Origin of the sequence: Nesterenkonia aethiopica, from assembly GCF_039534665.1 — a bacterium.
Classification (GTDB): Bacteria; Actinomycetota; Actinomycetes; order Actinomycetales; family Micrococcaceae; genus Nesterenkonia; species Nesterenkonia aethiopica.
This window is the reverse complement of record NZ_BAAAVT010000003.1, coordinates 67,163-92,791: the sequence shown is the minus strand read 5'-3', so window position 1 is coordinate 92,791 and position 25,629 is coordinate 67,163. Positions and strand designations below refer to the sequence as shown.

22 protein-coding genes are annotated in these 25,629 nt (G+C 70.4%); 5 read left to right on the top strand and 17 right to left on the bottom strand.

Going from position 1 to position 25,629, the window contains the following annotated elements; genetic code table 11:
• Positions 1–36: 36 nt before the first annotated feature.
• Complete coding sequence (locus ABD658_RS02845) at positions 37–1,509, bottom strand: ROK family transcriptional regulator (protein WP_344685094.1); 1,473 nt, start codon at positions 1,507–1,509, stop codon at positions 37–39.
• A gap of 118 nt (positions 1,510–1,627) precedes the next feature.
• On the opposite strand from ABD658_RS02845, the gene xylA reads away from it, so the two are divergent.
• Together xylA and xylB are read left to right on the top strand one after the other, a co-directional pair.
• Positions 1,628–2,803: a xylose isomerase gene (xylA, locus tag ABD658_RS02840; protein ID WP_344685096.1), complete on the top strand. Its 1,176-nt coding sequence runs from the start codon at positions 1,628–1,630 to the stop codon at positions 2,801–2,803.
• Positions 2,804–2,987: 184 nt separating this feature from the next.
• A complete protein-coding gene (gene xylB, locus ABD658_RS02835) occupies positions 2,988–4,433 on the top strand; it encodes a xylulokinase (protein WP_344685099.1) in 1,446 nt (481 codons plus the stop codon).
• Positions 4,434–4,476: 43 nt separating this feature from the next.
• On the opposite strand, the gene ABD658_RS02830 is transcribed toward xylB, so the two are convergent.
• The 14 genes from ABD658_RS02830 to ABD658_RS02770 form a co-directional block, all read right to left on the bottom strand.
• Entirely contained in the window at positions 4,477–4,977 is a 501-nt protein-coding gene (locus tag ABD658_RS02830; protein ID WP_344685101.1) for a Dps family protein, read from the bottom strand.
• 126 nt (positions 4,978–5,103) lie between these two features.
• On the bottom strand, positions 5,104–7,497 hold the full coding sequence (locus ABD658_RS02825; protein WP_344685103.1) for a glycoside hydrolase family 3 N-terminal domain-containing protein: 2,394 nt from the start codon (positions 7,495–7,497) through the stop codon (positions 5,104–5,106).
• Positions 7,498–7,541: 44 nt separating this feature from the next.
• Entirely contained in the window at positions 7,542–8,456 is a 915-nt protein-coding gene (locus ABD658_RS02820; protein ID WP_083277215.1) for a carbohydrate ABC transporter permease, read from the bottom strand.
• Positions 8,453–9,373: a carbohydrate ABC transporter permease gene (locus ABD658_RS02815; protein ID WP_344685108.1), complete on the bottom strand. Its 921-nt coding sequence runs from the start codon at positions 9,371–9,373 to the stop codon at positions 8,453–8,455. Before ABD658_RS02815 ends, ABD658_RS02820 begins: the two co-directional genes overlap by 4 nt.
• 13 nt (positions 9,374–9,386) lie before the next feature.
• A complete protein-coding gene (locus ABD658_RS02810; protein WP_344685111.1) occupies positions 9,387–10,682 on the bottom strand; it encodes an extracellular solute-binding protein in 1,296 nt (431 codons plus the stop codon).
• A gap of 386 nt (positions 10,683–11,068) precedes the next feature.
• Positions 11,069–12,031 (bottom strand): methyltransferase family protein, encoded by a 963-nt coding sequence (locus ABD658_RS02805; protein WP_344685113.1) that lies wholly within the window; start codon positions 12,029–12,031, stop codon positions 11,069–11,071.
• 9 nt (positions 12,032–12,040) lie between these two features.
• Positions 12,041–12,331: a DUF6226 family protein gene (locus tag ABD658_RS15345; RefSeq protein ID WP_425544564.1), complete on the bottom strand. Its 291-nt coding sequence runs from the start codon at positions 12,329–12,331 to the stop codon at positions 12,041–12,043.
• Positions 12,247–12,663, bottom strand: coding sequence for a DUF6226 family protein (locus ABD658_RS02800; protein WP_344685115.1), 417 nt, complete (start codon positions 12,661–12,663; stop codon positions 12,247–12,249). The genes ABD658_RS15345 and ABD658_RS02800 overlap by 85 nt, the downstream gene beginning before the upstream one ends.
• A gap of 138 nt (positions 12,664–12,801) precedes the next feature.
• The gene (locus tag ABD658_RS02795; RefSeq protein WP_344743848.1) at positions 12,802–13,731 is read right to left on the bottom strand and encodes an SMP-30/gluconolactonase/LRE family protein; all 930 of its coding nucleotides are present in this window, start codon (positions 13,729–13,731) and stop codon (positions 12,802–12,804) included.
• 5 nt (positions 13,732–13,736) lie between these two features.
• Complete coding sequence (locus ABD658_RS02790) at positions 13,737–14,543, bottom strand: triose-phosphate isomerase (protein ID WP_344685119.1); 807 nt, start codon at positions 14,541–14,543, stop codon at positions 13,737–13,739.
• On the bottom strand, positions 14,543–16,288 hold the full coding sequence (locus tag ABD658_RS02785) for a dihydroxyacetone kinase family protein (RefSeq protein WP_344743791.1): 1,746 nt from the start codon (positions 16,286–16,288) through the stop codon (positions 14,543–14,545). The genes ABD658_RS02790 and ABD658_RS02785 overlap by 1 nt, the downstream gene beginning before the upstream one ends.
• Positions 16,289–16,311: 23 nt before the next feature.
• Positions 16,312–17,715, bottom strand: coding sequence for a GntP family permease (locus ABD658_RS02780; protein WP_070158800.1), 1,404 nt, complete (start codon positions 17,713–17,715; stop codon positions 16,312–16,314).
• 5 nt (positions 17,716–17,720) lie between these two features.
• Positions 17,721–18,701: a 3-hydroxyacyl-CoA dehydrogenase family protein gene (locus ABD658_RS02775; RefSeq protein ID WP_070158801.1), complete on the bottom strand. Its 981-nt coding sequence runs from the start codon at positions 18,699–18,701 to the stop codon at positions 17,721–17,723.
• A 30-nt stretch (positions 18,702–18,731) separates the two neighbouring features.
• On the bottom strand, positions 18,732–19,685 hold the full coding sequence (locus ABD658_RS02770; RefSeq protein WP_344685126.1) for a sugar phosphate isomerase/epimerase family protein: 954 nt from the start codon (positions 19,683–19,685) through the stop codon (positions 18,732–18,734).
• A gap of 146 nt (positions 19,686–19,831) precedes the next feature.
• Here ABD658_RS02770 and ABD658_RS02765 point away from each other — a divergent pair, with 146 nt between their 5' ends.
• Positions 19,832–20,623 carry a GntR family transcriptional regulator gene (locus ABD658_RS02765; protein ID WP_344685128.1) on the top strand — a complete coding sequence of 264 codons (792 nt, stop codon included), beginning with the start codon at positions 19,832–19,834 and terminating at the stop codon, positions 20,621–20,623.
• A 16-nt stretch (positions 20,624–20,639) separates the two neighbouring features.
• On the opposite strand, the gene ABD658_RS02760 is transcribed toward ABD658_RS02765, so the two are convergent.
• Both ABD658_RS02760 and ABD658_RS02755 read right to left on the bottom strand, forming a co-directional pair.
• On the bottom strand, positions 20,640–21,926 hold the full coding sequence (locus tag ABD658_RS02760; protein WP_311025509.1) for an extracellular solute-binding protein: 1,287 nt from the start codon (positions 21,924–21,926) through the stop codon (positions 20,640–20,642).
• A gap of 100 nt (positions 21,927–22,026) precedes the next feature.
• Positions 22,027–23,241 carry an ROK family transcriptional regulator gene (locus tag ABD658_RS02755; RefSeq protein ID WP_344743787.1) on the bottom strand — a complete coding sequence of 405 codons (1,215 nt, stop codon included), beginning with the start codon at positions 23,239–23,241 and terminating at the stop codon, positions 22,027–22,029.
• Positions 23,242–23,376: 135 nt separating this feature from the next.
• Between ABD658_RS02755 and ABD658_RS02750 the strand changes: the two genes are divergently transcribed.
• Positions 23,377–24,645 (top strand): ABC transporter substrate-binding protein, encoded by a 1,269-nt coding sequence (locus ABD658_RS02750; RefSeq protein ID WP_344685135.1) that lies wholly within the window; start codon positions 23,377–23,379, stop codon positions 24,643–24,645.
• Between the two features lie 24 nt (positions 24,646–24,669).
• The gene (locus ABD658_RS02745) at positions 24,670–25,629 is read left to right on the top strand and encodes a carbohydrate ABC transporter permease (RefSeq protein ID WP_344685137.1); all 960 of its coding nucleotides are present in this window, start codon (positions 24,670–24,672) and stop codon (positions 25,627–25,629) included.

Below are 25,629 nucleotides of genomic sequence, written 5' to 3'. Positions count from 1 at the left end.
TCGGCGCACCAGTCCACTCCAGGGCGCGGCTGGCCCTCAGGTGGCCTGGGGCACCCAGCGGAGCGGCTCGTCCACCACGGCGCGCAGCGCACGCAGCGCCCCGCCGGTGGTGGCCGGTGAGAGGCGGATGGAGGTCTCCCGCACCCGGAACCGGCTCCATCGGGCGGCGAGCACGCGCTGGCGCAGCTCCTGCTCGATGCGCGGCCGCAGCAGGTCAGCCAGCGGCCCGAACTCTCCGCCGAGGACGATGTCGTCCACGTCCAGCAGGTTCACGGCCCCGGAGAGCGCGACGCCGAGCGCCCAGCCGGCACGGTCGATGGCCTGGCGGGCCCGTTCGCCGGGCTCGTCCTCCCATTCGGTGAGCGCCACGAGCGTCTCGGCGTCGGCATCAGGCTCCAGGCCCGCCGCCTCCAGCAGCGCGCGCTTGCCGGCGAACACCTCCAGACAGCCGGAGGACCCGCAGCCGCACTGCGGGCCGCCGGGCTCGACGGCGACGTGGCCGATCTCCCCGGCCCAGCCGCGGGGGCCGGCGTCGACGATCCCGTCGATGACCACGGCGGCGCCGATGCCCATCTGAGCGGAGACGTAGAAGAAGGTCTGCTCCTCCTGCTCGCGGGCGCTGAACTCCTGAGCCACGGCCAACGCGGCGAGCTTGGCCTCGTTGGCGATCACGAAGAAGTCTCCGAACTCAGCGAGCCGGGGGCTGCCCTCAGGCAGCTGGGACAGCCGCTCCGGGCCGCCCAGGGACCGGCACATCAGGCGAGGGACGTCGACGTCGCGCCACCCGAGGTTCGGCGCCAGCATCAGGTGGTCCTCCTCGGCGGTCACCAGGCCGGGCAGCGCCATGACGGTACCCACCACACGGGCACCGGCCTCGGCGGCCCGCCGGGCCACACGCAGCGCCATCTCGCCGATCTGCGGGATGACCTCCTGAGGGTCGGAGGCGGAGAAGTCGCCTTCGATGAGCTCCTCCGCCAACGCGGTGCCGGTGAGGTCCAGGACGCGGGCGGCCATGAAGTCCACGTTGATCTCCACGCCCAGGCCGGCGAGGGTGCCGCGCGCCGGGTGCAGCGGGACGGCGGGGCGCCCCCGGGTACCCCCGACGATCGGCGAGCCCTCGCGCACGATGCCCGCGGCGAGCAGGTCGTCCACCAGGCGGGAGACCGTGGAGCGGGTCATGCCGGTGCGGATGGACAGGTCGGCGCGCGACGGCGGCTCCGCGGCGGAGAAGATCTCCTCGGTGATGAGCAGCAGGTTGGACTCGCGCAGGGTCTCCTGGCGAGCTCCGGGGCGCTGCGCACGGTGATGAGGGGGTCTCTCGCGACGGCCGGAGCCGGCGTCGAGATCCTCCTGAGGAGCGCCGTTGCCGGTGAGGCCGCGGCTGATGCCGCGCCGTCCCAGGCGGGCGACAGGGCCAGGGCCGAAGCCGCCCAGGCGGCCGGTGGGGCCCGCGCCCGAGACGTGGCCAGGCCCTGGGGGCGGGGTGGGGCTGCGTGTCGGATCCGTCACGGACTTGATCTTAGCCTCCATAGGATTTATGTTTTATCTAGATACAAAATGAGTGCCGGGTCACAAGTCTGCACCCACCCTACGTGCTCACCCACTCCCTTTCCCTCAGGAGGACCTCATGACCACCCCTCAGGACCACAAATTCTCCTTCGGCCTCTGGACCGTGGGCTGGACCGCCCAGGACCAGTTCGGCTCCGCCTCCCGCCCGGCCTTCGAGCCGTGGGAGTACCTGCCGAAGCTCAAAGAGGCCGGCGCCTCCGGCGTCACCTTCCATGACGACGACGTCGCCCCCTTCGGCACCGACGAGGCCGAGCGGGAGAAGTGGTTCACCCGCTTCAAGGACGTCGCCGACGAGGTGGGCCTGAAGGTCGAGATGGTCACCACCAACACCTTCGGCCACCCGGTGTTCAAGGACGGCGGCCTGACCTCCAACGACCGCTCCATCCGCCGCTTCGGCCTGCGCAAGCTGCTGCGCAACGTGGACCGGGCCGCCGAGTTCGGCGCCGAGACCTTCGTCATGTGGGGCGGCCGCGAGGGCTCCGAGTATGACAACGCCAAGGACCTCCACGCCGCGCACGCGCGCTACGCCGAGGGCATCGACACCATCGCCGGCTACATCAAGGAGAAGGGCTACGACCTGCGCATCGCGCTGGAGCCCAAGCCCAACGAGCCCCGCGGCGACATCTTCCTTCCCACCATCGGCCACGCCCTGGGCCTGATCGCCCAGCTGGACAACGGCGACATCGTCGGCCTGAACCCGGAGACCGGCCACGAGCAGATGGCCGGGCTGAACTTCACCCACGGCATCGCCCAGGCGCTGTGGGCCGGCAAGCTGTTCCACATCGACCTCAACGGCCAGCGCTCCATCAAGTACGACCAGGACCTGGTCTTCGGCCACGGCGACCTCATCAGCGCCTTCTTCACCGTGGACCTGCTGGTCAACGGCTTCCCCAACGGCGGGCCGCGCTACGACGGCTGGCTGCACTTCGACTACAAGCCTTCCCGCACCGACTACGTGGACGGCATCTGGGACTCCGCAAAGGCCAACGTCGAGATGGTCACCCTGCTCGCCGAGAAGGCGAAGGCCTACCGCGAGGACCCGAAGGTCCAGGAGGCCTTCCGGACCGCCGGCGTCTTCGAGCTGGGCGAGTCCACCCTGGCCGAGGGCGAGACCGTGGCCGACCTGCTGGCCGACCGGTCCACCTATGAGGACTTCGACCCGGAGGCCGCCGCGCAGCGGAACTTCGGCTTCGTGAAGCTCAACCAGCTGGCGCTGCGTCACCTCATCGGCTGACGCACCGCCCGCGTCACCCGCCTCCCGGCGGCGAGCATGAGTCCGGAGGATCCGCCCGACGTCGCGCAGCAGCCCGACGCCAGGTGGGTCCTCCGGACTCATCTGTCCGGTGACCTGACTCACCAGCCTCACTACACTGGCCCCGACGCCATTCCGCCCCCATCACCTGACGAAGGAGACCCCGGTGCCCCCTCTCGTGGCCGGAATCGATTCCTCGACCCAGTCCTGCAAGGTCATCATCCGCGACGCCGAGACCGGCGCCGAAGTCCGCAGCGGCTCCGCCAAGCACCCGGAGGGCACCGAAGTGGCCCCCTCCGCCTGGTGGGAGGCGCTGCTGGAGGCACTCGAGCAGGCCGGCGGGCTCGCCGACGTCGCCGCCGCCGCGGTGGGCGGCCAGCAGCACGGCCTGGTGGCCCTCGACGCCGACGGGCAGGTCATCCGAGACGCGCTGCTGTGGAACGACACCCGCAGCGCCGATGCCGCAGCGACCCTGATCGAGGAGCTCGGCGGAGGGACCGACGGCGCCGCCGCCTGGACGGCGGCCACCGGCTCGGTGCCTGTGGCGTCGCTGACGGTGACCAAGCTGCGCTGGCTGGCCGACGCGGAGCCCGAGAACGCCCGGCGCGTGGCCGCCGTCGCCCTCCCCCACGACTGGCTGACCTGGCGGCTCTCCGGATCCTCCGACATCCGCGACCTGACCACCGACCGCTCCGACGCCTCCGGCACCGGGTACTACGACCCGGCGGCCGGCCAGTACCGCTATGACCTGCTGGCCCGCGCCCTGCGGATCTCCGAGGATCAGGCCCGCAGCGTCGTGCTGCCGCGGGTGGTGACGGCGAACGAACAGGCCGCCACGGGCGACGCCTCCCGGGGGTGGGGCCACCTGGTGCTCGGCCCGGGCGCCGGGGACAACGCCGCCGCCGCCCTGGGACTGGGCATGCGGCCCGGGGACGTGGCGATCAGCATCGGCACCTCCGGAGTGGTCTCCGCGATCTCGCCGGGGCCCATCCAGGACCCCACCGGGATGGTCACCGGCTTCGCCGACGCCACCGGCCAATTCCTGCCCTTGGCGGTCACCCTCAACGGCTCCCGCGTGCTGGACGGCGCGGCCCGGATGCTGGGCGTGGACCACGCCGGGCTGGCCGAGCTGGCGCTGGCCGCGGAGCCGGGCGCGAACGGGCTGACCCTGATCCCGTACCTGGAGGGTGAGCGGACCCCGAACCTGCCCCGGGCCACCGGCTCGTTCATCGGGCTGTCCCTGGCCTCGATGAACCCGCAGGACGTGGCCCGCGCCGCCGTGGAGGGCCTGCTGTGTGGGCTGGCGGACGGACTGGAGGCCATGACGGCCCTGGGCGTCCCGGTGGAGTCGGTGAAGCTGATCGGCGGGGCTGCCCGTTCGGCGGCCGTGCAGCAGATCGCTCCGGCGGTGCTGGGCCGGCAGGTGCAGGTGCCCGAGCCCGGCGAGTATGTGGCCGACGGCGCGGCCCGCCAGGCAGCCTGGGTGCTCTCCGGGGCCCAGGAGCCGCCGTCGTGGACCACCTCGGCGGTCCACACCTTCACCGCGGAGTCGACCCCCCAGGTGCGCGAGGCCTACGCCTCGCGGCAGGGGCTCATCGCCCAGCGGGACTGAAGCCCGCCCTCGGAGGGCCGGCAAGGCTCAGCACCCGCAAGGCTCAGGACCCGGCGCGCTCCAGGTGGGAACGGATGAACCACTGGAACAGCTCCAGCTCCTTGACCTGACCGATGAGCATGTCCTCGGTGATGGGGTCCACCTGCCCGGCCTTGGCGAGGACGTCACGGTGATCCTCGATGACGCCGGTGTAGACCCTGTCCAGCTCCGCCAGGTGGGCCATGGAGTCGGCCTTGCCGAGCGGGTAGTCCTCCCAGTGGCGGCGGGCCACGAGCTCACCGGTGCGGCCGCTGGGACTGCCGCCCAGGGTCGCGATCCGCTCGGCGGTCTCGTCCACGAAGCCGCGCACGACGTCGACCTGGGGGTCGAGCATCTCGTGGACAGCGATGAAGTGCGGCCCGGTCACGTTCCAGTGGACATGCTTGAGGGCCAGCTGCAGGTCGTTCAGGGCGTGGAGCCGGACCTGGAGCAGGCCGGCGATCTCATGTCCGTTCTCGCGGGCCAGACCCGGCACGGTGTAGTCGGAGTACTGGTCTTCTGCCATCGGGAACTCCTTTCGCGGCGGGCACGGGTGCCCGCAGTCGACTGCTCGTGCCCGCATCCTAAACCCGACACGGGGCCACGGTCATCCGATGGGGTTCCGCAGACGCTATGACGCGAGGCGGCCCGGTCAGCTCACGAGGGCCGGGGTTGTGAGCACCCGTCCCTCGCCGACCTCACGGATCTCACCGGTCAGCCGCACGGAGGCCTCCAGGAGCAGATCCCCGGCGGAGGGTCCGGACCACAGGTCGATGCGTCCCGGCTCCACGATCCGGCGCAGCTGCACACCGGTGAAGGAGAACCTGTCGGCATGGAGGGTGAAGGTCACCTCGCGGGTCTCCCCGGGCTGCAGGGCGGCCCGCGCATAGCCGACCAGCTGCCGGACCGGGCGGGCCACCTGGGCCACCGGGTCGCCCACGTAGAGCTGCACGACCTCATCCACCGGACGCTCCCCGGTGTTGGCGACGGTGACGGTGGCCTCCACCGTGCCGTCGACGGCGATCTCCTCCGCGGACAGGCGCAGATCCCGATACTCCACAGTGGAGTAGCTCAGCCCGTGGCCGAAGGGATACAGCGGTGTCGGGTCCAGGTTGGACACCCCCTGGCTGTTCTGTCCCAGCGGGGCGGCGATGTAGCCCGCCGGCTGGCCGCCCGGATGCGCGGGCACGCCGATCGGCAGGCGCCCGGTCGGCTCCACTGCGCCGGTGAGCAGCCCGGCCAGGGCGGGGGCGCCCTCCTCACCGGGGAAGAAGGCCTGCACGATCGCCGAGCACCGCTGGGCCAGGCCGCCCAGCGCGTAGGGGCGTCCGGAGACCACCACCAGCACCACAGGAGTCCCGGAGGCCTCAGCGGCGTCCAGCACGGCCTCCACCAGCTCGTGCTGGGCGCCGGGCAGCCGCAGGTCCTCCACATCGCAGCCCTCACCCGAGGTGCCCGCGCCGAACATGCCGGCGATGTCGCCCACCGTCACCACGGCCAGGTCGGACTCCGCCGCGGCCCGTGCGGCCGCGGCGATGCCGGAGGTGTCATGCTCCACGATCGGGGCGCCGCCGGCATAGGTGATCTCGGCGCCTTCGTAGGCCTCGCGCAGCGCGGCGAGGATGGTGGGCATCGGCACGCCGATCCCCTGGTGCGGGAAGGTCCCGGCGGGGTACTTGGCCAGCACATGGTTGGGGAACGAGTAGCAGCCCATCATGGTGCGCGGCTCGTCGGCGGAGGGCCCGACGACGGCGATCCGCCTGCCGGCCAGGGACTGCGGCTGAGCCGGCAGGACGCCGTCGTTGGCCAGCAGCACCAGCGAACGCTCGGCGACCTTCCGCGCCAGGGCACGGTTGGCCGGGGAGTCCAGGTCGATGCTCTCGTCCACGGCAGGCTCATAGGCCTCACCCTCGGCGGCGTCGAGCAGACCGAGCTCGATCTTCTGGCGCAGCACCCGGCGCACGGAGCGGTCGAGGACGGCCTCGTCGAGCTTCCCATCGCGCACCTGCTGGGCCAGAGTGCGGTAGCCGCCGGTGTGCGGCAGCTCCACGTCGAGCCCGGCGCTCACGGCCAGGCGCGCCGCCTCCGCCTGGTCTTCGGCCACACGGTGCATCTTCTCGAGGAAGGCCACGGACCAGTAGTCGGCGACCACGGTGCCCTCGAAGCCCCACCGATCGCGCAGCACCTCGGTGAGCAGCCGCGTGGAGGCGGCGGGGGCCTCGCCATCGATGTCGGCGTAGGAGTTCATCACCGAACCGACCTGCCCCTCGCGTACCGCCATCTCGAAGGGCACCAGGATCAGGTCCTCCAGCTCACGGGGGCCGATGTGCACCGGGGCGTGGTTCCGCGCCGCGCGGGAGGCGGCGTAGCCGGCGAAGTGCTTCAGCGTGGCGATGATCCCTGCCCGCTGCAGCCCCTTCACATAGGCGGTGCCCAGGGTCCCGATCACATACGGGTCCTCGCCGATGGTCTCCTCCACCCGGCCCCATCGGGCGTCCCGGACGACGTCGAGCACCGGCGAGAGCCCCTGGTGGACGCCGACGGCGGCCATGTCCCGCCCGATGGCGGCGGCCATCTCCTCGATGAGCTCGGGGTCGAAGGTCGCGCCCCAGGCCAGAGAGGTCGGGTAGACGGTCGCCTGGTAGGCGGTGAAACCGGTGAGGCATTCCTCATGGGCGATCGCGGGGATGCCGAAACGGTTGGCGGCCACCACGGCGGCCTGCCGTTCGCGCAGGTCCTTCGCCCCCTCGGGGACGGTCAGCGCCACGGTGCCGTAGGTGCGGGTCAGGTGGCCCTCGCCGTCGACGATCTCCTGCGCGAAGGGCAGCTTCCCGGCGGACATGGCGTCCTCCATGGGGGCGACCTCCCCCTGGGCCTCCTCGTCCTCGCGCATCTCCCAGTGGGAGCCCAGCTGAGAGACCTTCTCCTCCAGGGTCATCTGCGCCAGCAGCGCCTCGACCCGCTCCGCAACCGGCAGCGAGGCGTCGTTCCACGGACCGGTGATCCGGTCCACGGCAGAGGCGTTCTGGGTGGTCACGTCGCTCATGGGAGCTCCTTCGGGAAGATCGTCGGGGTCGAGGGGGCGTCAGATCACTTGCCGAAGCCGGCGGTCAGGCCGGCGACGATGTACCGGCGGCCCAGGATGTAGGCCACCAGCAGCGGCACCGCCGAGAGCACGACGGCGGCCAGAGTGGCGGGCACGTCGATGGCGAACTGGCCCTGGTACTCCCACAGGGACAGCGGCAGCACGCGCACGTCACGGGACTGGGTGAGGATCAGCGGGAACAGGAACCCGTTCCACACCTGCAGCGCCTGGTAGATGCCCACGGTCATCAGCGCGGGGATCGACATCGGCACCACCAGGTTCCACAGGATCTTCCACTCCCCGGCGCCGTCCATCCGCATGGACTCGAACAGCTCCGCCGGGATGTCCCGGACGAAGTTGACGATGATCAGCACGCTCAGCGGGATCGCGAAGGCGATCTGCGGCAGGATCAGCGCCCACAGGGTGTCATACAGACCCAGCTGCCGGATCAGGTAGTACACCGGGATGATCGTGGCCTGCACCGGGATCGCGATGCCCAGCAGGATCACGCTGAACAGCCGCTGCCCGCCGGCGCTGACCGAGCGCACGATGTAGTAGGAGGCCATCAGCGAGACGGCCAGCACCACGGCGACGGTGGCCAGGGTGACGATCACCGAGTTGAGGAAGAAGTGGAAGAAGTCGTTCTCGATGACCCGGACGAAGTTGCCCAGCGTCGGCTCCGTCGACGGCACCAGCGGGTTCGACTGTGCCAGGTCAGAACGGTCACGGAATGCCGTGATGACGATGAAGTAGATCGGCAGGATGATCACGGCCAGCCAGAGCCAGCCGGAGATCCCCGCCAGCACGTTGGGACGCTCGGTGGGCTTGCGCGCCTTGCGGCGGTTCGGCGTCGGGCGCCCCGCGGGGGTGACGACCTTCTCGGCGGCGCGTTCGGGGGTCTTCACGGTCTCGGTGCTCATCCCATACCTGCCTTGTCACTCTCCATACGGCTGGATCCGGAGATCTTGTTCAGCGCCAGGGAGAGGGTCAGTCCGACGGCGACCAGGATCACGGCGATCACCGAGGCGCCGCCCATGTCGAAGTTGCGGAAGCCGGTGATGTACATGTCCAGCGGCAGGATCCTGGTGGCACTGCCGGGGCCGCCCTGGGTCAGCACGAACACCAGGTCGAAGTAGGTCAGCGAGCCCACCAGCATCAGCGTGGAGGAGGTGATCGCGGTATAGCGCAGCTGGGGCAGCGTGATGGAGAAGAACTGCCGCACCCGCCCGGCGCCGTCGATGGTGGCCGCCTCGTACAGGGAGGCGGGGATCTGGCGCACGCCGGCCTGGTAGAGCAGCGAGTGGAAGGGGACGAAGCACCATCCCACCACGAAGATCACCACGTAGAGGGCGATGTCCGGGTTCCCGAGCCATTGAGCCGGCAGCCAGTCGAAGGGCAGGGCCGTACTGATCCCGTAGTTCGGGCTGAACAGCGCCTGGAAGGTCAGACCGACCGCCACCGAGGAGAACAGCAGCGGCAGGAAGAACAGCACCGACAGGAAGGCTCGGTACTTCTGCACGCCGGCCATGAAGACACCCAGCAGCAGCGCCACCGGTGCCTGGAAGATGAACGAGACGGTCACGAAGACGAAGGTCAGCCACAGCGCGTTGTGCGTGTGGTCGCGCTCCAGGATCCGGAACCAGTTGTCCAGTCCCACGAAGCTGGGAGAACCGAGGCCGTCCCAGCTCATGAAGGACAGGACCACCACGCCGGCCAGCGGGATGAGGGCGAAGACGCCGAAGAACAGGACCGCGGGCAGCGCCATGAGGAACGAAGGTCCCTTCTGGCGCCGCCCGGTGATCCCGCCACGGCGGACGGGGGAAGCGGTCTGAGTCATGATGCTGGTGGGCTCAGTCCTGGTAGGCGTTCATGTTCTCGGCGAACTCTTCCGGAGTGATGGTCCCCAGGAGGATGTTCTCCAGGTTCTCCATCAGCGGCTGGGCCACTTCAGGCGCCACCGCCTGGTCCCAGGAGAGCTGGAAGTGGTTCGCCCCGGCGACGATCTCGTCGGCGAACTGCAGGAAGTCGGCGTCCTCGGTCTCGGCGATGACGTCGTCGATGTCGTTCAGCGGGGGCAGACCGCCGCCTTCGACCATGGTCTGGACGGTGTCCTCGTTGTAGAGGTGCTCGGTGATGTAGTCCAGGGCGACCTGCTGCTCCTCCTCGGAGGCGTCGGCGGAGACCGACCAGAAGTTGGCCGGGTTGCCCACGATGTTGCTGGGGTCCCCAGCGCCGTCCTCCAGGACGGGGAACTCGGCGAAGCCGAAGTTCCCGGACTCCGCGAAGTCGGGGAAGTCCGAGTGCACGGTGGCGTAGACCCACGAGCCCTGCAGCAGCATGGCGGCCTCGCCGTCGGCGAGCAGGCGGGCGTCCTCGTTCTGGCCGGCGTCGACTCCGGTGAAGGTGTCGGCGTCGAAGCCGCCCTCGGTGGCCAGATCCTGGATGGTCTCCAGCGCGAACAGGATGGACTCGTCGCTCCAGGCCTCCGCCTCGCCGTCGACCACGGCCTGGAAGACCTCCTCGCCGCCGTGGCGGTCGGTGAGGTACTGCAGCCACATCAGCGCCGGCCAGACGGAGCCGCCGGCCAGCGAGAACGGGGTGACGTCGTGCTCGTTGAAGACCTCGATGGCCTCCTCGACCTCGGACCAGGTCTGCGGGACCTCGAGTCCGACCTCGTCGAAGAGCTCCTGGTTGTAGTACATGACCACCGGCTGGACGTCGTTCATCGGCACCGCATACTGGGCGCCGTCGACCTCGCCGTTCTGCCAGACGGACTCGTGCACGCGGGACTCGAGCTCGCCGACCTGCTCGGTGAGGTCCACCACGCGGTCCTGGGCGACGTACTCGTTCAGCGCGCCCCCGGTCCAGGACATGATCAGCGTGGGTGCCTCGCCGGAGCCGACCACTGTGCGGATGCGTTCCTTGTAGGCGTCGTTCTCGAACTCCTCCACGGAGATCTGTTCGCCGTCCTCGGCCTGCTCGTTCCAGCGGTCGAAGTCCTCGGCGATCGTGGGCCAGCCGCCGCCGGTGAGGATCCAGGCGTCGGCGCCGTCTCCGCCGCTCCCTCCGCCGCAGGCGGAGAGGGCGAGCAGAGAGGTGGCCGCGACGCCTGCGGTGGCGATGCGGAGCGGTGTTCTGCGGCTCATGAGGGGTCCTTTCCCTTCGGTGCGAGGTGGTGGACGCCGGCGCCTCCGAGCACGCCGACGACGGTGCGGTCGGCGGTGTGCTCGGCGCGGCGGCGGGAGCGTCGTCGCCGGTGCCGCGACGGATGCCCCCCCGGGGGTGCCACCGGAGTGTGATCCCTATTTCGTCTTTCCGCAAGACTAAATACCGCGCACGAGGGTGTCAAGCGCCACAGGTCAGGGGAGGATGCGAGGCGGCGTCGAGGGTGATGTGCACAGCGACAGAGATGGTCACGCTCTCGCAGAGTGCACGGGAGGCTCGGGCGCCCGCACGGCACGGCAGATCGTCTCTCGGTGAGAGATCGTCCCTCAATACAGCGACGATCTCTCATGAGGAGACGATAAGTTGCTCAGGTGCGCGTTCTCAGGCTCTCCCACCGCGGCAGCCACACGCCCACTCGGCGGCGATACTCGTCGAACTCGGCGCCGAACCGGGCCGCGAGGTCAGCCTCCTCGAGCGGCCGGACCAGAGTGTTCCAGATCAGGGAACCGGCCACGGCATAGGCGATCACCAGCCAGGACCCGACCAGCATGCCCACGGCCACTCCCTGGACGATGCCGGCCACCGCCATCGGGTTGCGCAGGTGCCGGTAGGGCCCGGCGGTCACCAGACGGCGGGGCTGGGCCGCCGGCAGCGGAGTGCCCTCACCGAGCGTGCACATGGTCCAGGCGGACCAGACGCCCAGCAGACTCGCGCCGAGAAGCACGACGCCACCCACGGCGGCCACGATGCCGGCGACGGCGCCCTGCAGCTCGAGCCCCAGGCCCCACCGGTGCTCGCACCACAGGATGATCCCGGGCAGGACGACGAGGAACAGCAGCCAGAAGACGGCCAGCTGAGCGAACGTCTGCCGCACCAGTCGACCACGGCTCGAGGCCCGCGCCACCCGGAAGCGGAAGGGCCCGCGCAGCAGCAGCTCGGCCGGCAATCGCCCGCGACGCAGGACTTCCCCGGCTCCCAGCGAGCCGCAGGCCGCCGCGATCATGATCAGCGCACCCCAGCCCGCCTGCCCGGTGATCGAGGCGTACCCGACCATCGCAGCCGTCACCAGCACCGTCCAGGGAACGGCCACCCAGATCAGCGGCCGCAGTCCAGCGGCCACCAGCGCTGAGGCGACCACGAAGAGCGGCACGTCCAGGATCCCCACAAGCACTGGGTCGAGTCCCCCGAGTGTCGACCGGCGGACCCACGGGACGGTGAAGACACCCACCCACCACATGATCCCTCCGAGCGCCTGGACCGCGAAGTACCACCGCGCCCACCGGACGCCGACGACGTCGTCGGTGAGGATCCGGGGCAACTCTGGAGGCATGGGCTCAGCCTACCGAGCGGCCCACCAGGGCTCCCCGCGCAGCACCTGCCACCCCCGACGCACCCGGCCCGCGCGGGCGTCGGCCAGGATGCCGTCGATGTCGCGTGAACCTCTCAGGCCGTAGCCTGACCACCCGTCGGGAGTCGTCCTGACCTCCCAGCGGCGCCGCCCGCGGCCTCCTCGGACATACGTGATCCCTGCGACGACGGTCACCATCAATGTGTCGACAGCCTCCAGCAGATCTGCGGAGCCGGAATCGCAGGCGTCGCAGCCGCAGTCCGGCTCCCACCCCAGGAGCACCGGGGCACGATGAGACGCACCTGCGGCTGCTCCGGCTGGAAGGTCCAGGCCGTCGGCACCGCGTTCAACGCTGCCGTCGGACCAGTGGTCGGCGCTGTGGCCAGCCCGGCGTCACCGAGACCCAGCCGCTCCAGCGCACGCTCCCAGGCCCGGGCCCGTGCGCCGACGATCCGGTACTTCTCAGGCTCGCTGACCCGGGAATACGCGTCCTCGGGCGGCGCCCAGTCTTCGCCTGGCAGGAGGCGCTGCGGATACGGGTCATCCCACTGGGTCTTGCTCAACGGGTCGGCTCGGTATGCCGCCTCGACGGCGGCCAGGAGCCCGAACGTCATGTCTTCCAGCTGACCAGGGACGACGTCGCAGCGGAACCCCAGGGCACATACGAAAGATCGTCCCTCTATGAGAGATCGTCCCTCGATACAGCGACGATCTCTCACGGAGGGACGATCTTCTGTGAAGGGCGAGCGCTGTCAGCCGCGCCAGGCGGCGTCGCGGACGGTGACCCGCTGGTGGTACAGCCCGGTGGTGGCGGTGATGTAGAGGTCGAGGCCGTCCGGGCCGCCGAAGCACAGGTTCGACACCACCTCCGGGACCGGCAGGTGCCCCAGATGCTCGCCGGACGGCGAGTACAGGTGCACTCCGTCCCCGGCGGAGCTCCAGATGCGGCCGCCCACGTCCACCCGGATGCCGTCCGGCACACCCTCGGCGATCTCGAACAGCGTCCAACCCTCGCCGCAGCGCACCGCCCGACCGGTCCGGGCGGCCTCCCCGTCGCGGATCACCGGGTAGGCGCGCACATGGTGCGGGCTCCCCTCTCCCGGCTTCCGGGCGGCGAGGGTGTCGCTGACGTAGAGCACCGACTCGTCGGGGGAGAACGCCAGCCCGTTGGGGTCGCCCATCTCGGTGACCATCGGCTGGGCCTCCCCAGAGTGCGGGTCCACGCGGAACACGTGGCAGCCGCCGTACTCCATCTCCCCGGGGTGACCCTCCTCCGGGTTGACGATGCCGTACGGCGGATCCGTGAACCAGACGGCTCCGTCGGAGGCGACGACGACGTCGTTGGGCGAGTTGAACCGCCCCTCGGCCCAGCGCTCCACCACCGGAGTGACCGCCGGACCTTGACCCTCGGCCACCTCCACCTCCACCCGGCGCAGCCCGTGGGAGCACTGCACCACCGCGCCGTCGGGACGCAGCGTCCGCCCGTTGGTGAACTCCACACCCTCCCGATGCACCGTAGTCTCCCCGCTGGCGGGGTCGTACTGCAGGATGCGGTCGCCGGGGATGTCGGACCAGCGCACGACGCCGGCGTCCGGCACCCAGCAGGGCCCCTCCGACCACGTGGCGCCGTCAGCGACCTTGCGCAGCGTGGATCCGGGTTCGAGCAGGTCGTCCAGCGTCATGGAGCTCATCCGTCCAGCCTGCCACGATGGGCCCGCCCATGGGAGGCCCCGATCTTCAGCAGCTCCAGATACCCGTCCAGCCCCCAGGCCGAGCGGCCGACGAACAGCCCGTCCACCCCGGGGATCTCCAGCAGCTCAGCCGCATTGTCCTGGTTGACGGAGCCACCGTAGAGCACCGCCTCCACCTGGGCGCCGTAGGCACGGTCCAGGGCGGCGAAGGGCGCGGCGAGCTCCTGCGCCGTGGCGGGCCTGCCGTGCTCGCCGATGGCCCAGATGGGCTCATAGGCCACCAACACCCGCGCCAACTGGGCGGAGTCCAGCCCGGCGAGCGCCCCGCGCACCTGGGCGAGGATGAACTCCTCGGCCTCGTCGGCGTCCCGGACCGAGGCGGGCTCACCGACGCACAGCAGGGGCCGCAGCCCATGGCGCAGCGCGGCGCGGACCTTCAGCGCGGTGATCTCCACCGTCTCGCCGAAGTGCTCGCGCCGCTCGGAGTGGCCGATCTCGATCAGCCGGGCCCCGGCGTCGGCCGCCTGCGGCACTGAGATCTCCCCGGTCCAGGCGCCGGCGTCCTCCCAGTGGGCGTTCTGGGCACCCAGCAGCACCTGGGCCTGGACGTGCTGCAGCTGCCGGTCCACCTCGGCCAGCGCGGTGTGCGGCGGGATGACGAATGCCTGCACAGCGTCGGTCAGCTCCGGGCGGGCCTGGAGAGTCTCGGCGAGTCCGGCCGCGTAACGGCGCGCCTCGGCGAGGGTCTTGGTCATCTTCCAGCTGGTGCCGATCCAGCACGACGACGTCGCGGCCAGTCCCATCAGCGGGCCTCGAGCCAGGAGGCGACGTCGGCGGCGAGCATGCCGAAGGAGACCGCCCCGGGGTCAGGGGTGCCGCGGGACTTCTCACCCAGCACCCGGGAGCGGCCGAGCCGGGCGGTGAGCTCTGCGGTGGCCTCCGCGGCCTGCTGGGCGGTGCGAGCGGCCTGCCGTGCGGCGGCGGCCAGATCCCCGTCGGCGTGGAACGTCGCGGCCAGGCTCCGGGCGTAGGGGGCGGCGGCGTCCATCATGGTCTTGTCCCCGGGCTGGGCCCCCCCGAGCCGAGCGACGGCGTCCACGGCGGCGCCCAGTGCGGCGGCGACGTCGGCGTCAGTGGGGGCCGCATCGTCGCTCAGCGCACCGCCGGCTGCCGTCAGAGCGGCGCCCCACAGGGCTCCGGAGGTGCCTCCGGCGGATTCGGCCCAGGCGGAGCCGGACCGCACCAGCAGCGTGCGCACCCCGGCGCCGCCGTCGAGGGCTTCCTGGGCGGCGGCCACCGCACCCCGGGTGCCCAGGCGCATGCCCTGACCGTGGTCCCCGTCTCCGGCGACCGCGTCGATGCGGCCCAGCTCCTCCTCGTGCGCCGCGCAGGTGGCCTCGAAGCGCTCCACCAGCCGCAGCACCTGGGCGGCGCAGGCCCGGGAGGCCTCGGCGGCCTCCGGGATCGCCTCGGCGCCGGGAGCGTAGATCTCATCGCGGGAGGGGGCCTCAGCACTGGGTCCGACGACGGCGCCGCCGCGCCGGAGCGCGGGAGTGTCTACGGGGGCGAGCCAGTGGCGCTCCAACTCCTCATCGAGGACCACGAGGGTCAGCGAGAGACCTGCCATGTCGAGGCTGGTGACGAACTCACCGACCTCGGGACGCACCACGGTGAGCCCGGCGTCGGCAAGACGTTCCGCCACCCGCCGGTGGACCACGAAGAGCTCCTCGTACTTGACCGTGCCCAGCCCGTTGAGCAGCATCGCCACCCGGCCGGAGTGTCCGGCGGGAGCGACCGCGGCCTGCACGGCGAGGAGCTCGGCGAGCAGGCCTTCCACCAGCAGGTCCGCGACCTCGTCGGCGGTGCCGAGGGCACGGTCCTCCACTCCCGGTTCGCCGTGGATGCCCAGGCCGACCCCCATGGTGCCGGGTTCCACGTGGAACAGGGGCTCCTGGGCCCCGGGCAGGGTGCAGCCGTCGAAGGCCACGCCCAGGGAGATCGTCGCGCTGTCGGCCCGGCGGGCGATCCGCTCGGCCTCGTCCAGGTCGGCGCCCGCCTCGATGGCCGCACCGGTGATCTTGAAGACCGGCAGGTCCCCGGCGATGCCGCGCCGGGTGCGCCGCTGGTCGGCGGGCCCGGAGGCGACGTCGTCGGTGACGGCCACGATACGGGTGTCGATGCCCTCGGCGCGCAGCTTCTCGGCGGCCGCCCCGAAGTGGAGCACATCGCCGGCGTAGTTGCCGAAGCCGAGGATGACCCCTCCCCCGTTGTCGGCGTTGCGGGCCACCGCATGCACCTGGGAGGCCGAGGGGGAGGCGAAGATGTTGCCGCAGGGGGCGCCGTGGCCCATCCCTGGGCCGACCCAGCCGGCGAAGGCCGGGTAGTGGCCGGAGCCGCCGCCGATCACCAGGGCGGGCTGGCCGGGCGGTGTCTGCCGCGCCCGGACCACCCCTCCATGGACGGCGATCACGTGCTCAGGGTGGGCGGCGACGAATCCCGCCACCGCCTCGGCAGCGAAGTCGGAGGCGTCGTTGATCAGGTAGGTCATCAGGTGTCCTCGGTTCCGTTCTCTCAGACGACCAGCGCGTAGGCCGCCCAGCTCAGCAGGAAGGCCATGACGCCGATCGCGGTGCCGATGACGCTCCAGGTCTTCAGCGTGGTCATGGTGTCGAACCCGCAGAAACGGCCCACCAGCCAGAAGCCGGAGTCGTTGAAGTGGGAGCAGGTGATGGAGCCCGCCACGATGGCCACCACCACGGTGGCCAGCGCGAAGCCGTCCAGGCCGAGCCCGGCCACAGCGGGGGCCATGATGGAGCCGGCCGTGGTGGCCGCGACGGTGGCCGACCCCTGGGCGACGCGGATGACCACCGCCACCAGGAACCCGGCGAGGATGACCGGCAGCCCCATGGCGTCGAGGCCGTCGGCGATGGACTCCCCGATGCCGGTGGCGGTCAGCACGGCGCCGAAGGCACCGCCGGCTCCGGTGATCAGGATGATCGAGCAGACCGGGGCCAGGGCGTTGTCGGTGAGGTCGGACAGCGCCGAGCCCACCGTGGCGCCGCGGGCCCGGCGGGGGCGGATGTACAGCAGGTACATGGCTACCAGAGAGGAGATCAGCAGCGCCACCGGGGTGGGGCCGATCAGCTGGGACAGCGCGTAGACGGGACTCTCGGTGGGCAGCGTGCCGTCGGCCTCCAGCGTGGAGGACAGCGTGTTGAAGAAGATCAGCACAAGCGGAAGCACCAGGCAGCCGATCACCGTGCCGAAAGCCGGCAGCTCGTCCTCCTCCTTGACTTCGGGTTCACCGAACAGCGTCGGCACCGGGTAGCCGGGGTATCGCCTGGCCAGCACGAGGCCAAGTCGGTAGCCGGCCAGGTACCAGGTGGGCAGACCCACCAGCAGAGCCACCAGCAGCACGGTGCCGACGTCGGCGCCCATCACGGTGGCCGCCGCCGTCGGGCCCGGATGCGGCGGGGTGAGCGCATGCATCATCAGGAACGCCCCGATGGAGGGCAGCACGTAGAGCATGAAGCTGCCGCCCAGTCGGCGGGCCACCGTGTAGATGATCGGCAGCATCACGATGAACCCGGCGTCCAGGAAGATCGGGAAGGCGTAGAACAGGGAGGCCACGGCGAGCGCCAGCGGCGCCTTGCGCTCGCCGAAGGTGCGCAGCATACGGTCCGCCAGCACCTGGGCGCCGCCGGAGGCCTCCACGAGGCGGCCCAGCACCGCGCCGAAGCCGATGAGCAGCGCCACGTTGCCCACGGTGGTGGAGAATCCGCTCACCACGACGTCGAGGACGTCGCCGATGCCGATCCCGGCGACCAGTGCGGTGAGCAGGGAGACGATGATCAGGGCGAAGAAGGCGTGGAGCTTGACCTTGACGATGAGCACCAGCAGGGCCGCGATGGCGGCGACCGCGATGAGCATGAGCGCCCAGGTGGGGTGCTCCACGGCGAGGGTGATGCCGTCCATGGGACTCAGTCCGTCCCCTCGGGGCGGGTGCCCGTCGGCGCCGGGCCGAGCTCGCGCAGCAGGTCACCCATCCGGGCGTAGGCCTTGTTGCGGTAGGCGATGAGCTCGGCGGCGGTCTGCTCGTCGAAGTCGCCGGTCCAGCCCTTGCCGTTCTTCACCCCGTGACGGCCGGACTCCACCTGGTCGAGCAGCATCTGCGGGGTGGCCATACGCTCTCCGAAGGCCTCTTCGACGATGCGGAAGCACTTGGCGTAGACGTCCAGGCCGGCCTGGTCGGCGATGGCGAAGGGCCCGAAGAAGCCCAGCCGGAAGCCGAAGGTGGTACGGACGATGATGTCCACCGCCTCCGGGGTGGCCACGCCCTCTTCGACGACGGTGACGGCCTCTTTGAGCAGAGCGTACTGGAGGCGGTTGAGCACCATGCCGGGCACGTCGGCGACCTCGGCGCCCTCCTTGCCGATGCGCGGCAGCAGCTCCTTGACGGCCTCGACCGCCCAGGCCTCGGTGGCCTCTCCGGAGACGAGTTCGACACCCGGGATGAAGGGGGCCGGGTTGGAGAAGTGGACGGTGAGGAATCGGCCAGGGTTGGTCACATGCGGGGCGAGCACGTGGACGGGAATGGTGGAGGTGTTGGTCCCGATGATGGCGTCCTCACGGGCGTGCTCGGAGATGCGCCCGAGGACCTCCTGCTTGACCTCGGGGGACTCGAAGACGGCCTCCTCGATGAGGTCGGCCCGGGCGACGGCGGCCTCGAAGCTCGTGCCGGCGCTCAGGTGGGTGCGGATGGTCTCCGTGGAGCCGGCCGGGTAGAGGCCCTGGTCTTCGAACTGCTGGGCCTCAGCGAGCAGGCGCTCCAGGCCGCGGGCGGTGGTCTCGGAGTCGACGTCGACGATCTGGACGTCCAAGCCGGCCAGAGCCATGGACTGGGCGATGCCGCCACCCATGTAGCCGGCGCCGACGACGGTGACGGTGCTGATGGTGGTCATGCGGGTGTTCTCCTTGGGTCAGGGACGGGATCAGCCGGTGGGCAGCGCGGAGCGGAGCACCTGGCGGATGTAGTCACGGTTCTCGGCGCAGACGCCGATGGAGTCGGAGCCGTAGTGCTCGCAGCAGAACGGTCCGGTGAAGCCGAGCTCCAGGGCCCGGCGGATGATGCGCCGGTAGTTGATGTAGCCGTGCTTCAGCGGCAGCGGCGCGGTGGCGTGGGCCCCGGTGGCGGGGTCGAAGTCCCGCGAGTAGTTCTTGATGTGCCAGAAGTTGGTGTGCGGCAGGACCTTCTCGAACATCGCGTCGGGGTCCTCCACGGGGCGATGGAGCCGCACCAGGTTGCCGAGGTCGGGGTTGAGCCCGACGGCCGGATGGTCGACGTCGCGGAGGAAGGCCACGGCCTCATCGGGAGTGCCGACGAACGTGTCCTCGTACATCTCCAGGCTCAGTTCGACGCCGTTGGCCTGCGCGTGGTCGCCGAGCTCACGGATGCGCTCGACCGCCAGGGGCCGCAGGGCGGGGTCGTCCACGTGCCCGTCGGCCAGCCAGAACCACAGGGCGTCGGCCTGGGCGGAGGTGAAGGCCTGCATGAATCCGGTGTTGACGATGGTGGCGCCGAACTCCGGAGCCAGGTCGAGGAGCCGGTGGGCGTCGGCGAGGTTCCGTTCCCCGTGCTGGACGTCCACCACGGAGTTCCGCGTCATGGAGATCGAGGGGATCTGCAGGCCGTGGTCGGCCAGGACCGCTTTGAACTCGGCGATCCGGGCGTCGCTGAGCCGGTGCAGCGGCAGCCAGGCGTCGGTGGGATCGATGTGGGTGAAGCCGAGGTCGCGCATCTGGGCCAGGCAGTCGGCCCAGGCGGAGGCGGGCTCGTCCCACCAGGGGCGCCCGCTGGGGCCGGTGGGGCCGAAGGCGAGCATGTTGCCGGCGATGGGCCAGGTCTCCGCCGCGTACGGGACAGGGCTCGGGGTCTGGACGGGCATGGGCGGGTCCTCTCTGCCGGGGCATCGGACGACCTTCCCCGGACTGTGACGCAGGTCCTGTGGTTCGGACCACATGCTCGCATATCCTATAGGAAATAGGAAGATGCAGGACCGTGTCGCCGTCGACCCGCTAGGATCACCAGACGATGAACCGCTCGCTCAGCCCTCGCTCCGGCCGCCGCTCCGACCTCCGCGGCGGCGACTCCGATGCCACCGACCCCGGCGCCCGGGTGGCCCGGCGCGCGTTGCGCGATGAGGTCTACTCCGCCCTGTTCGACCGCATCCTGGACGGCTCGGCGCCTGCGGGCAGCTCGATGAGCATCGACGCCCTGGCCCGGGAGCTGGACGTCTCCCCCACCCCGGTGCGGGAGGCTCTGGTGCAGCTGGAGCACACCGGGCTGGTGACCCGGGTGGCGCTGAAGGGATACCGGGTGGCGCCCCAACTGAGCGGCCAGCAGCTGCGCGAACTGTTCGAGATGCGCATGATCGTGGAGATGGCCGCCGTGGAGCGCGCCGCCGAGCGGGCCGCCGCCCTGGCCCCTGTGCTGCGCGCCGCCCACGAGCGGCACGTCCGCGCCGCCCAACGGGTACGCGCCCTGCGGACCCAGGAGGGCCACGCCGAGAGCCACACGGCAGGCGACGCCGCCCCGCAGGACTTCGAGGACCTGCGGGAGTACTTCGAGGCTGACCGTGACTTCCACCGGGTCATCCTCGAGGCGGCCGGGAACCGCTATCTGCTGCAGACCAGTGAGTCACTCAGCGCCCATGTGCAGCGCCTCCGCCAGACGGTGGACCACGGAGAGCTGGATCTGGACGAAGCCCTGGCCGAGCATGAAGCGGTGCTGGAGGCCTTCGAGTCCGGAGACCCGGAGCTGATGCGTCGTACGCTGCGCACGCACCTGCAGGCCGTGGCCTCCCGCGTGCGCAGCGACGACTGATCACTGACTCCGGCCCTCACTCCGGCTGAGTGGCGTTCATGTTCTCGGCGAACTCCTCCGGGGTGATCTGCCCCAGGAAGACGCTCTCCAGGTTCTCCAGCAGCGGCTGCTCCTGGCTCGGGTCCACCGCCTGGTCCCAGGACAGCTGGAAGCTCGGGGCGTCTCGCACCATGTCATAGGCGAAGCCCAGGAACTCCTCGTCCTCCGTGTCGGCGATCTTCTCCTCGAGCCCTTCCAGCGGCGGGATGTTGCCCGTCTCCAGCATGGCGTCCACGGACTCGTCGTTGAACAGGTGCTCGCTGAGGTAGTCGATCCCCGCCTGCTGGTCCTCCTCGGAGGCGTCCGCGGACACGGACCAGAAGTTCGCCGGGTTGCCCACGATGTTGGCCGGGTCCCCTGCCCCGCCCGGGATCTCCGGGAAAGTGGTGAACGCCAGGTCCCCGGAGGCGGCGAAGTCGGGGACGTCCTCGAGCATGCGCGAGTACACCCAGGATCCCTGCAGCACCATGGCGGCCCGCCCGTCGGCGAGCATCTGGGCATCCTCGTTCTGGTCGGCCACCACGGAGGAGAAGTTCGGGTCGAAGGCCTCGGCGTCGAGCAGCTCCTGGACCCGCTCGAGCGCCTCGATGATCGCCGGATGGGACCAGGCGTCGGGCTCGCCGGCGACGACGGCGTCGAAGGCCTCCGGACCGCCGATCCTGTCGGTCAGGTACGAGGCCCACATCAGCATCGGCCATCGGGAGCCGCCCGCGAGTGCGAAGGGGACGATGTCGGCGTCGTTGAAGGCCTCCACGGCCTCGAGCATCTCGTCCCAGTCGGTGGGGACGTCGACGCCGACCTCGTCGAAGACGGCCTGGTTGACGTACATGACCACCGGCTGGACGTTGTTCATCGGCACCGCGTAGGTGCTGCCGTCCACCTCCCCGTTGGCGACCACGGAGTCGATGAGCCGCTCGCGCAGGTCTTCGGTGGACTCGGTGAGGTCGACGACGTAATCGTGCTCCACATACTCCAGCAGCGTGCCGCCGGTCCAGCCGACGATCAGCGTGGGCGCCTCGCCCGAGCCGACGGCGGTGCGGATGCGCTCCTTGTAGACGTCGTTGGCGAAGGAGTCCACGGTGATCGCCTGATCCGGATTCTCCTCGTTCCAGGCCTCGAAGTCCTCCTCGACGACGGGCCAGACCCCTCCGTTGAGCACCCAGGCATTGGCCTCCCCTCCCCCGCCGCCCCCGCCGCAGGCCGTGAGGCCGAGCAGCAGGGTCGTCGTCGTGGCGCCGATGGTGGTGATCCGTGATGCCTGCATGGCGATGCCTTCCCTGGGTGATGTGACTCACAGGGATTATGGCCTCTTCGAGAGACAAAAGAAAGGGCCCCGTCTGGACGGCCCTGCGACGCGCCGATGGTCAGTCCAGCAGCGCCCGCTCCCTGACGACGTCGACCGCCCGCGAGACGGCACCGCGCAGGACCACGTCACCGCCGGCGGTGGAGGCCACGAGCTCCGGGCAGCGGAAGACGACCGAGGCCTCCAGGATCTCCCGGGTGCGACTGAGCAGCGGCTCCGCCGAAGCGGCGAAGGGGCCCGCCAGCACGATACGATCCAGGTCCAACAGGCCGGTGAGCAGCGTGACCACGGGCGCCAGGCGTCGCGCCAGACGGTCCACGATCTCCAGGGCGACGGGATCGCCCCGCGTCGCCGCCTCGAGCAGCGCCTCCGCGCCCCAGTCCTCCGGCGGAAGCTCCGCCAGCTCCGAGGCCAGCAGGCCGTCGTCGGCCATCCGCTGGATCTCCCATCGCGTGCGGCGCCCCAGGCCGTGCGGCGCATCGACGCCGGAGACCATGTCCAGCACGCGCAGCTCGCCCACGCGGCCGCGCGTGCCGCGCAGCAGCGCGCCGTCGACCACGATGCCGGCGCCGAACCGCTCGGCCGCCAGCAGCACGGCGAAGGAGCGCGCCCCCACCCCCGCCCCGTCGGCAGCCTCGTAGAGCGCTCCGAGGTTGGCGTCGTTGTCCAGTCGGACCATCCACCCCCGGTCCTGGAACATGTCGGCGTAGCCGGGGTTGGCGATGCTCCAGTAGTGGGCGTCGTCGTCGGGCGGGGGCGAGGCGCCCTGCAGGTCCACCGGTGCGGGCACACCGATGACGACGGCGGCCACGCGCTCCCCGGCCACACCCGCCGCCGCGAGCGCGGCATCGACGAGTGCCTCGAGCTCCTCCCTCCGCAGACCAGGATCCCGGAGGGCGCGCACCTCCCGGCGGACGCGCGCCAATTCCTCTCCGTGCAGATCCGCGACGACGGCGGTGAAGACGTCCTCATCGGCGTCGCAGCCGACCACATAGGCGGCCTCCGGGCAGAAGGCATGCCGCAGCGCCGGCCGCCCCTTCACATATCGGCCCGCAGCACGGGCGTCGGCCACCTTCCGCAGCCATCCGGCCTCGACCAGGTCACGGCACAACGAAAGCACGGTGGCGCGCGTCAGTCCCGTGCCCTCCATGAGCTCGGTGGCCGTCATCGGCTCGCCCGACCAGGCGTACTCGAGCAGACGTCGGCCGTTGAGCACGCGCTGGGACAAACCGTTCAGGGCCAGTCCGCCCGTCTGCCTCGATTCCTGATCATCCACGCCGCCATCATAGATAGCCTTAAATATAGATGCTAAATTTACGCACCACAGGATGTGGCGGAGATCACCAGGGCTTCTCCCGCATGGATTCCCTGCTCGCACCACAGGTTCGATTCGCACCTCAGGAGGACAAGCATGGGCGCACCCCCACCGTCGGTGTCCCGGCGGAGTCTCATCGCCGGAGCGGCAGGCCTCGCCGCACTCTCCCTGGCCGGCTGCGGCGGCGGCCGCAGCGACGCCACGGAGCTCCGCTTCTACCAGACCAAGCGTGAGGTCATCCCCTACGTCCGCGACCTCCTCGGCGACTTCCGCGAGGAGTTCCCCGGGGTCCGCCCCATCCATGACACCGCCGAAGGCACGCTCAACGGCATGTTCGTCCGCAACTCGCCGCCGGACATCGCGCTGCAGCTCTACAACTTCGAGATGGCCCGCTTCGTGGAGCGCGGCGAGCTCAGCGACCTCTCCGACCTGCCCGAGACCCAGGCCATCGCCGCACCGGTGATGGAGCAGGTCCAGCTCTATCCGCAGTACGAGGACCACGTCTCCGTGCTGCCGTATTCGATGATGGCCGCCTCGGTCATCTACAACCGCGAGATCTTCGCCGAGCACGGCGTCGAGGTCCCCACCACCTACAGCGAGTTCATCGCCGCCTGCGAGACCTTCCAGGACGCCGGCGTCACTCCCGTCTACGGCACCTACGCCGACGCCTGGACCGTGAAGCAGGGCCTGGTGGACTACGCGGTGGGCGGGATGGTCGACGTCATCGACTTCTTCCAGCAGCTCCGGGCCCAGGGCCCCGACGTCACGCCCGACTCCCCGGTCTCCTTCAGCCAGGTGCTGCACGAGCCGCTGGAGAAGATGCTGGAGATCTCCGAGTACACCCAGCATGATGCGCTGAGCCGCAACTACGGCGACGGCAACAACGCCTTCGCCAACGGCGAGGCGGCCATGTACTTCCAGGGCCCCTGGGCGCTCATCGAGATCGGACAGATCAACCCGGACCTGGAGGTCGGCACCTTCCCGCTGCCCATGACCGAGGCCCCGGCGGACAACAAGGTCCGAGTCAACCTGGACCTGGCCCTGTGGATCCCCGAGGGAGCCCGGCACCCCCAGGAGGCCCGCCAGCTGCTGCAGTATCTGGCCCGCCCGGAGATCCAGGACGCCTACAACGAACACGCCCTGGGGTTCGGAGTCCGCGAGGACGCCCCGGACGTCACCGACGAACGCATCGCCGAGATGCAGCCCTACGTGGACAGCGGCGCCATCTACCAAGGCGTCTCCCAGGGCATCCCGCTGACCATCCCCTTCGAGAGCTACTGCCAGGACCTCGTCTTCGGAGCCGACCTCGAGCAGATGCTGCGCACGCTCGACGCCGACTGGGCACGCCTGGCCCAGCGCACCTGACCGGCCGCTCGACCAAGGAGCATCATGTCTCACAGCACCGCTGACACTCGGACACCCGCAGTCACCCCCGCCCCAGCCTCGGGATCCTCCGGCACCCGCCGAGCGCCCCAGCCCTCCACGTCGGGGCCCCGACGGGGCCCGGACCTCACCCATTGGCTGTTCCTTCTGCCCACGCTGATCGCCTTCACCCTGGCCATCGCCCTGCCGGCGGTGATGGGCATCTTCTTCAGCTTCACGAACTCGGTGGGCTACGGCGACTGGGACTTCGTGGGTCTGGCCAACTACCGGCTCATGCTGACCGACCCGGCCATCCTGTGGTCCTTCGGCTTCACGCTGGGCTTCGCCGCGGTGACCGTGGTGGTCACCAACATCATCGCTTTCCTCCTGGCGGTGGGGCTGACGTCCCAGATCCGCGCCCGCATCACCATGCGGACCATCTTCGTCATTCCCATGGTCGTCTCGCCGATCATCATCGCCTTCGTCTTCCAGTTCCTGTTCGCCCGCTCCCTGCCGGCGGCCGCCCAGACCGTCGGGTTCGGTCCGCTGGAGTCGAGCATCCTCGCCGACGCGGACCTGGCCTGGATCTCCATCGTGATCGTCACCGCCTGGCAGGCCATCCCCGGCACCATGCTGATCTACATCGCCGGACTCGTGGCCATCCCCGACGACGTCTACGAGGCCTCCGCCCTCGACGGAGCCAGCCCCTGGAAGCAGCTCCTGAAGATCACCGTCCCGCTGATGAGCGGGTACATCCTCATCAACGTCATCCTCACCTTCAAGAACTTCCTCAACGCCTACGACATCATCGTGGGCCTCACCGACGGAGGACCCGGCACCGCCACCCGCTCGGTCGCGATGACCATCTTCTCCGGGTTCACCGACGGCGACTACGCCTACCAGATGGCCACCGCCACCATCTTCTTCCTCATCACCCTCGCCATCGCCCTCATCCAGCTGCGCCTGATGCGCCGAAAGGAGAAGTGA

Coding starts and splice junctions, on each gene's coding strand:
- ABD658_RS02745 (WP_344685137.1), top strand. CDS start 24,670: ATGTCTCACAGCACCGCTGACACTCGGACACCCGCAGTCACCCCCGCC.
- ABD658_RS02805 (WP_344685113.1), bottom strand. CDS start 12,031: ATGCCTCCAGAGTTGCCCCGGATCCTCACCGACGACGTCGTCGGCGTC.
- ABD658_RS02800 (WP_344685115.1), bottom strand. CDS start 12,663: ATGACGTTCGGGCTCCTGGCCGCCGTCGAGGCGGCATACCGAGCCGAC.
- ABD658_RS02775 (WP_070158801.1), bottom strand. CDS start 18,701: ATGACCACCATCAGCACCGTCACCGTCGTCGGCGCCGGCTACATGGGT.
- ABD658_RS02825 (WP_344685103.1), bottom strand. CDS start 7,497: ATGAGCGACGTGACCACCCAGAACGCCTCTGCCGTGGACCGGATCACC.
- ABD658_RS02795 (WP_344743848.1), bottom strand. CDS start 13,731: ATGACGCTGGACGACCTGCTCGAACCCGGATCCACGCTGCGCAAGGTC.
- ABD658_RS02820 (WP_083277215.1), bottom strand. CDS start 8,456: ATGAGCACCGAGACCGTGAAGACCCCCGAACGCGCCGCCGAGAAGGTC.
- ABD658_RS02785 (WP_344743791.1), bottom strand. CDS start 16,288: ATGACCTACCTGATCAACGACGCCTCCGACTTCGCTGCCGAGGCGGTG.
- ABD658_RS02770 (WP_344685126.1), bottom strand. CDS start 19,685: ATGCCCGTCCAGACCCCGAGCCCTGTCCCGTACGCGGCGGAGACCTGG.
- ABD658_RS02815 (WP_344685108.1), bottom strand. CDS start 9,373: ATGACTCAGACCGCTTCCCCCGTCCGCCGTGGCGGGATCACCGGGCGG.
- ABD658_RS02830 (WP_344685101.1), bottom strand. CDS start 4,977: ATGGCAGAAGACCAGTACTCCGACTACACCGTGCCGGGTCTGGCCCGC.
- ABD658_RS02780 (WP_070158800.1), bottom strand. CDS start 17,715: ATGGACGGCATCACCCTCGCCGTGGAGCACCCCACCTGGGCGCTCATG.
- ABD658_RS02790 (WP_344685119.1), bottom strand. CDS start 14,543: ATGGGACTGGCCGCGACGTCGTCGTGCTGGATCGGCACCAGCTGGAAG.
- ABD658_RS02810 (WP_344685111.1), bottom strand. CDS start 10,682: ATGAGCCGCAGAACACCGCTCCGCATCGCCACCGCAGGCGTCGCGGCC.
- ABD658_RS02760 (WP_311025509.1), bottom strand. CDS start 21,926: ATGCAGGCATCACGGATCACCACCATCGGCGCCACGACGACGACCCTG.
- ABD658_RS02750 (WP_344685135.1), top strand. CDS start 23,377: ATGGGCGCACCCCCACCGTCGGTGTCCCGGCGGAGTCTCATCGCCGGA.
- ABD658_RS02765 (WP_344685128.1), top strand. CDS start 19,832: ATGAACCGCTCGCTCAGCCCTCGCTCCGGCCGCCGCTCCGACCTCCGC.
- xylA (WP_344685096.1), top strand. CDS start 1,628: ATGACCACCCCTCAGGACCACAAATTCTCCTTCGGCCTCTGGACCGTG.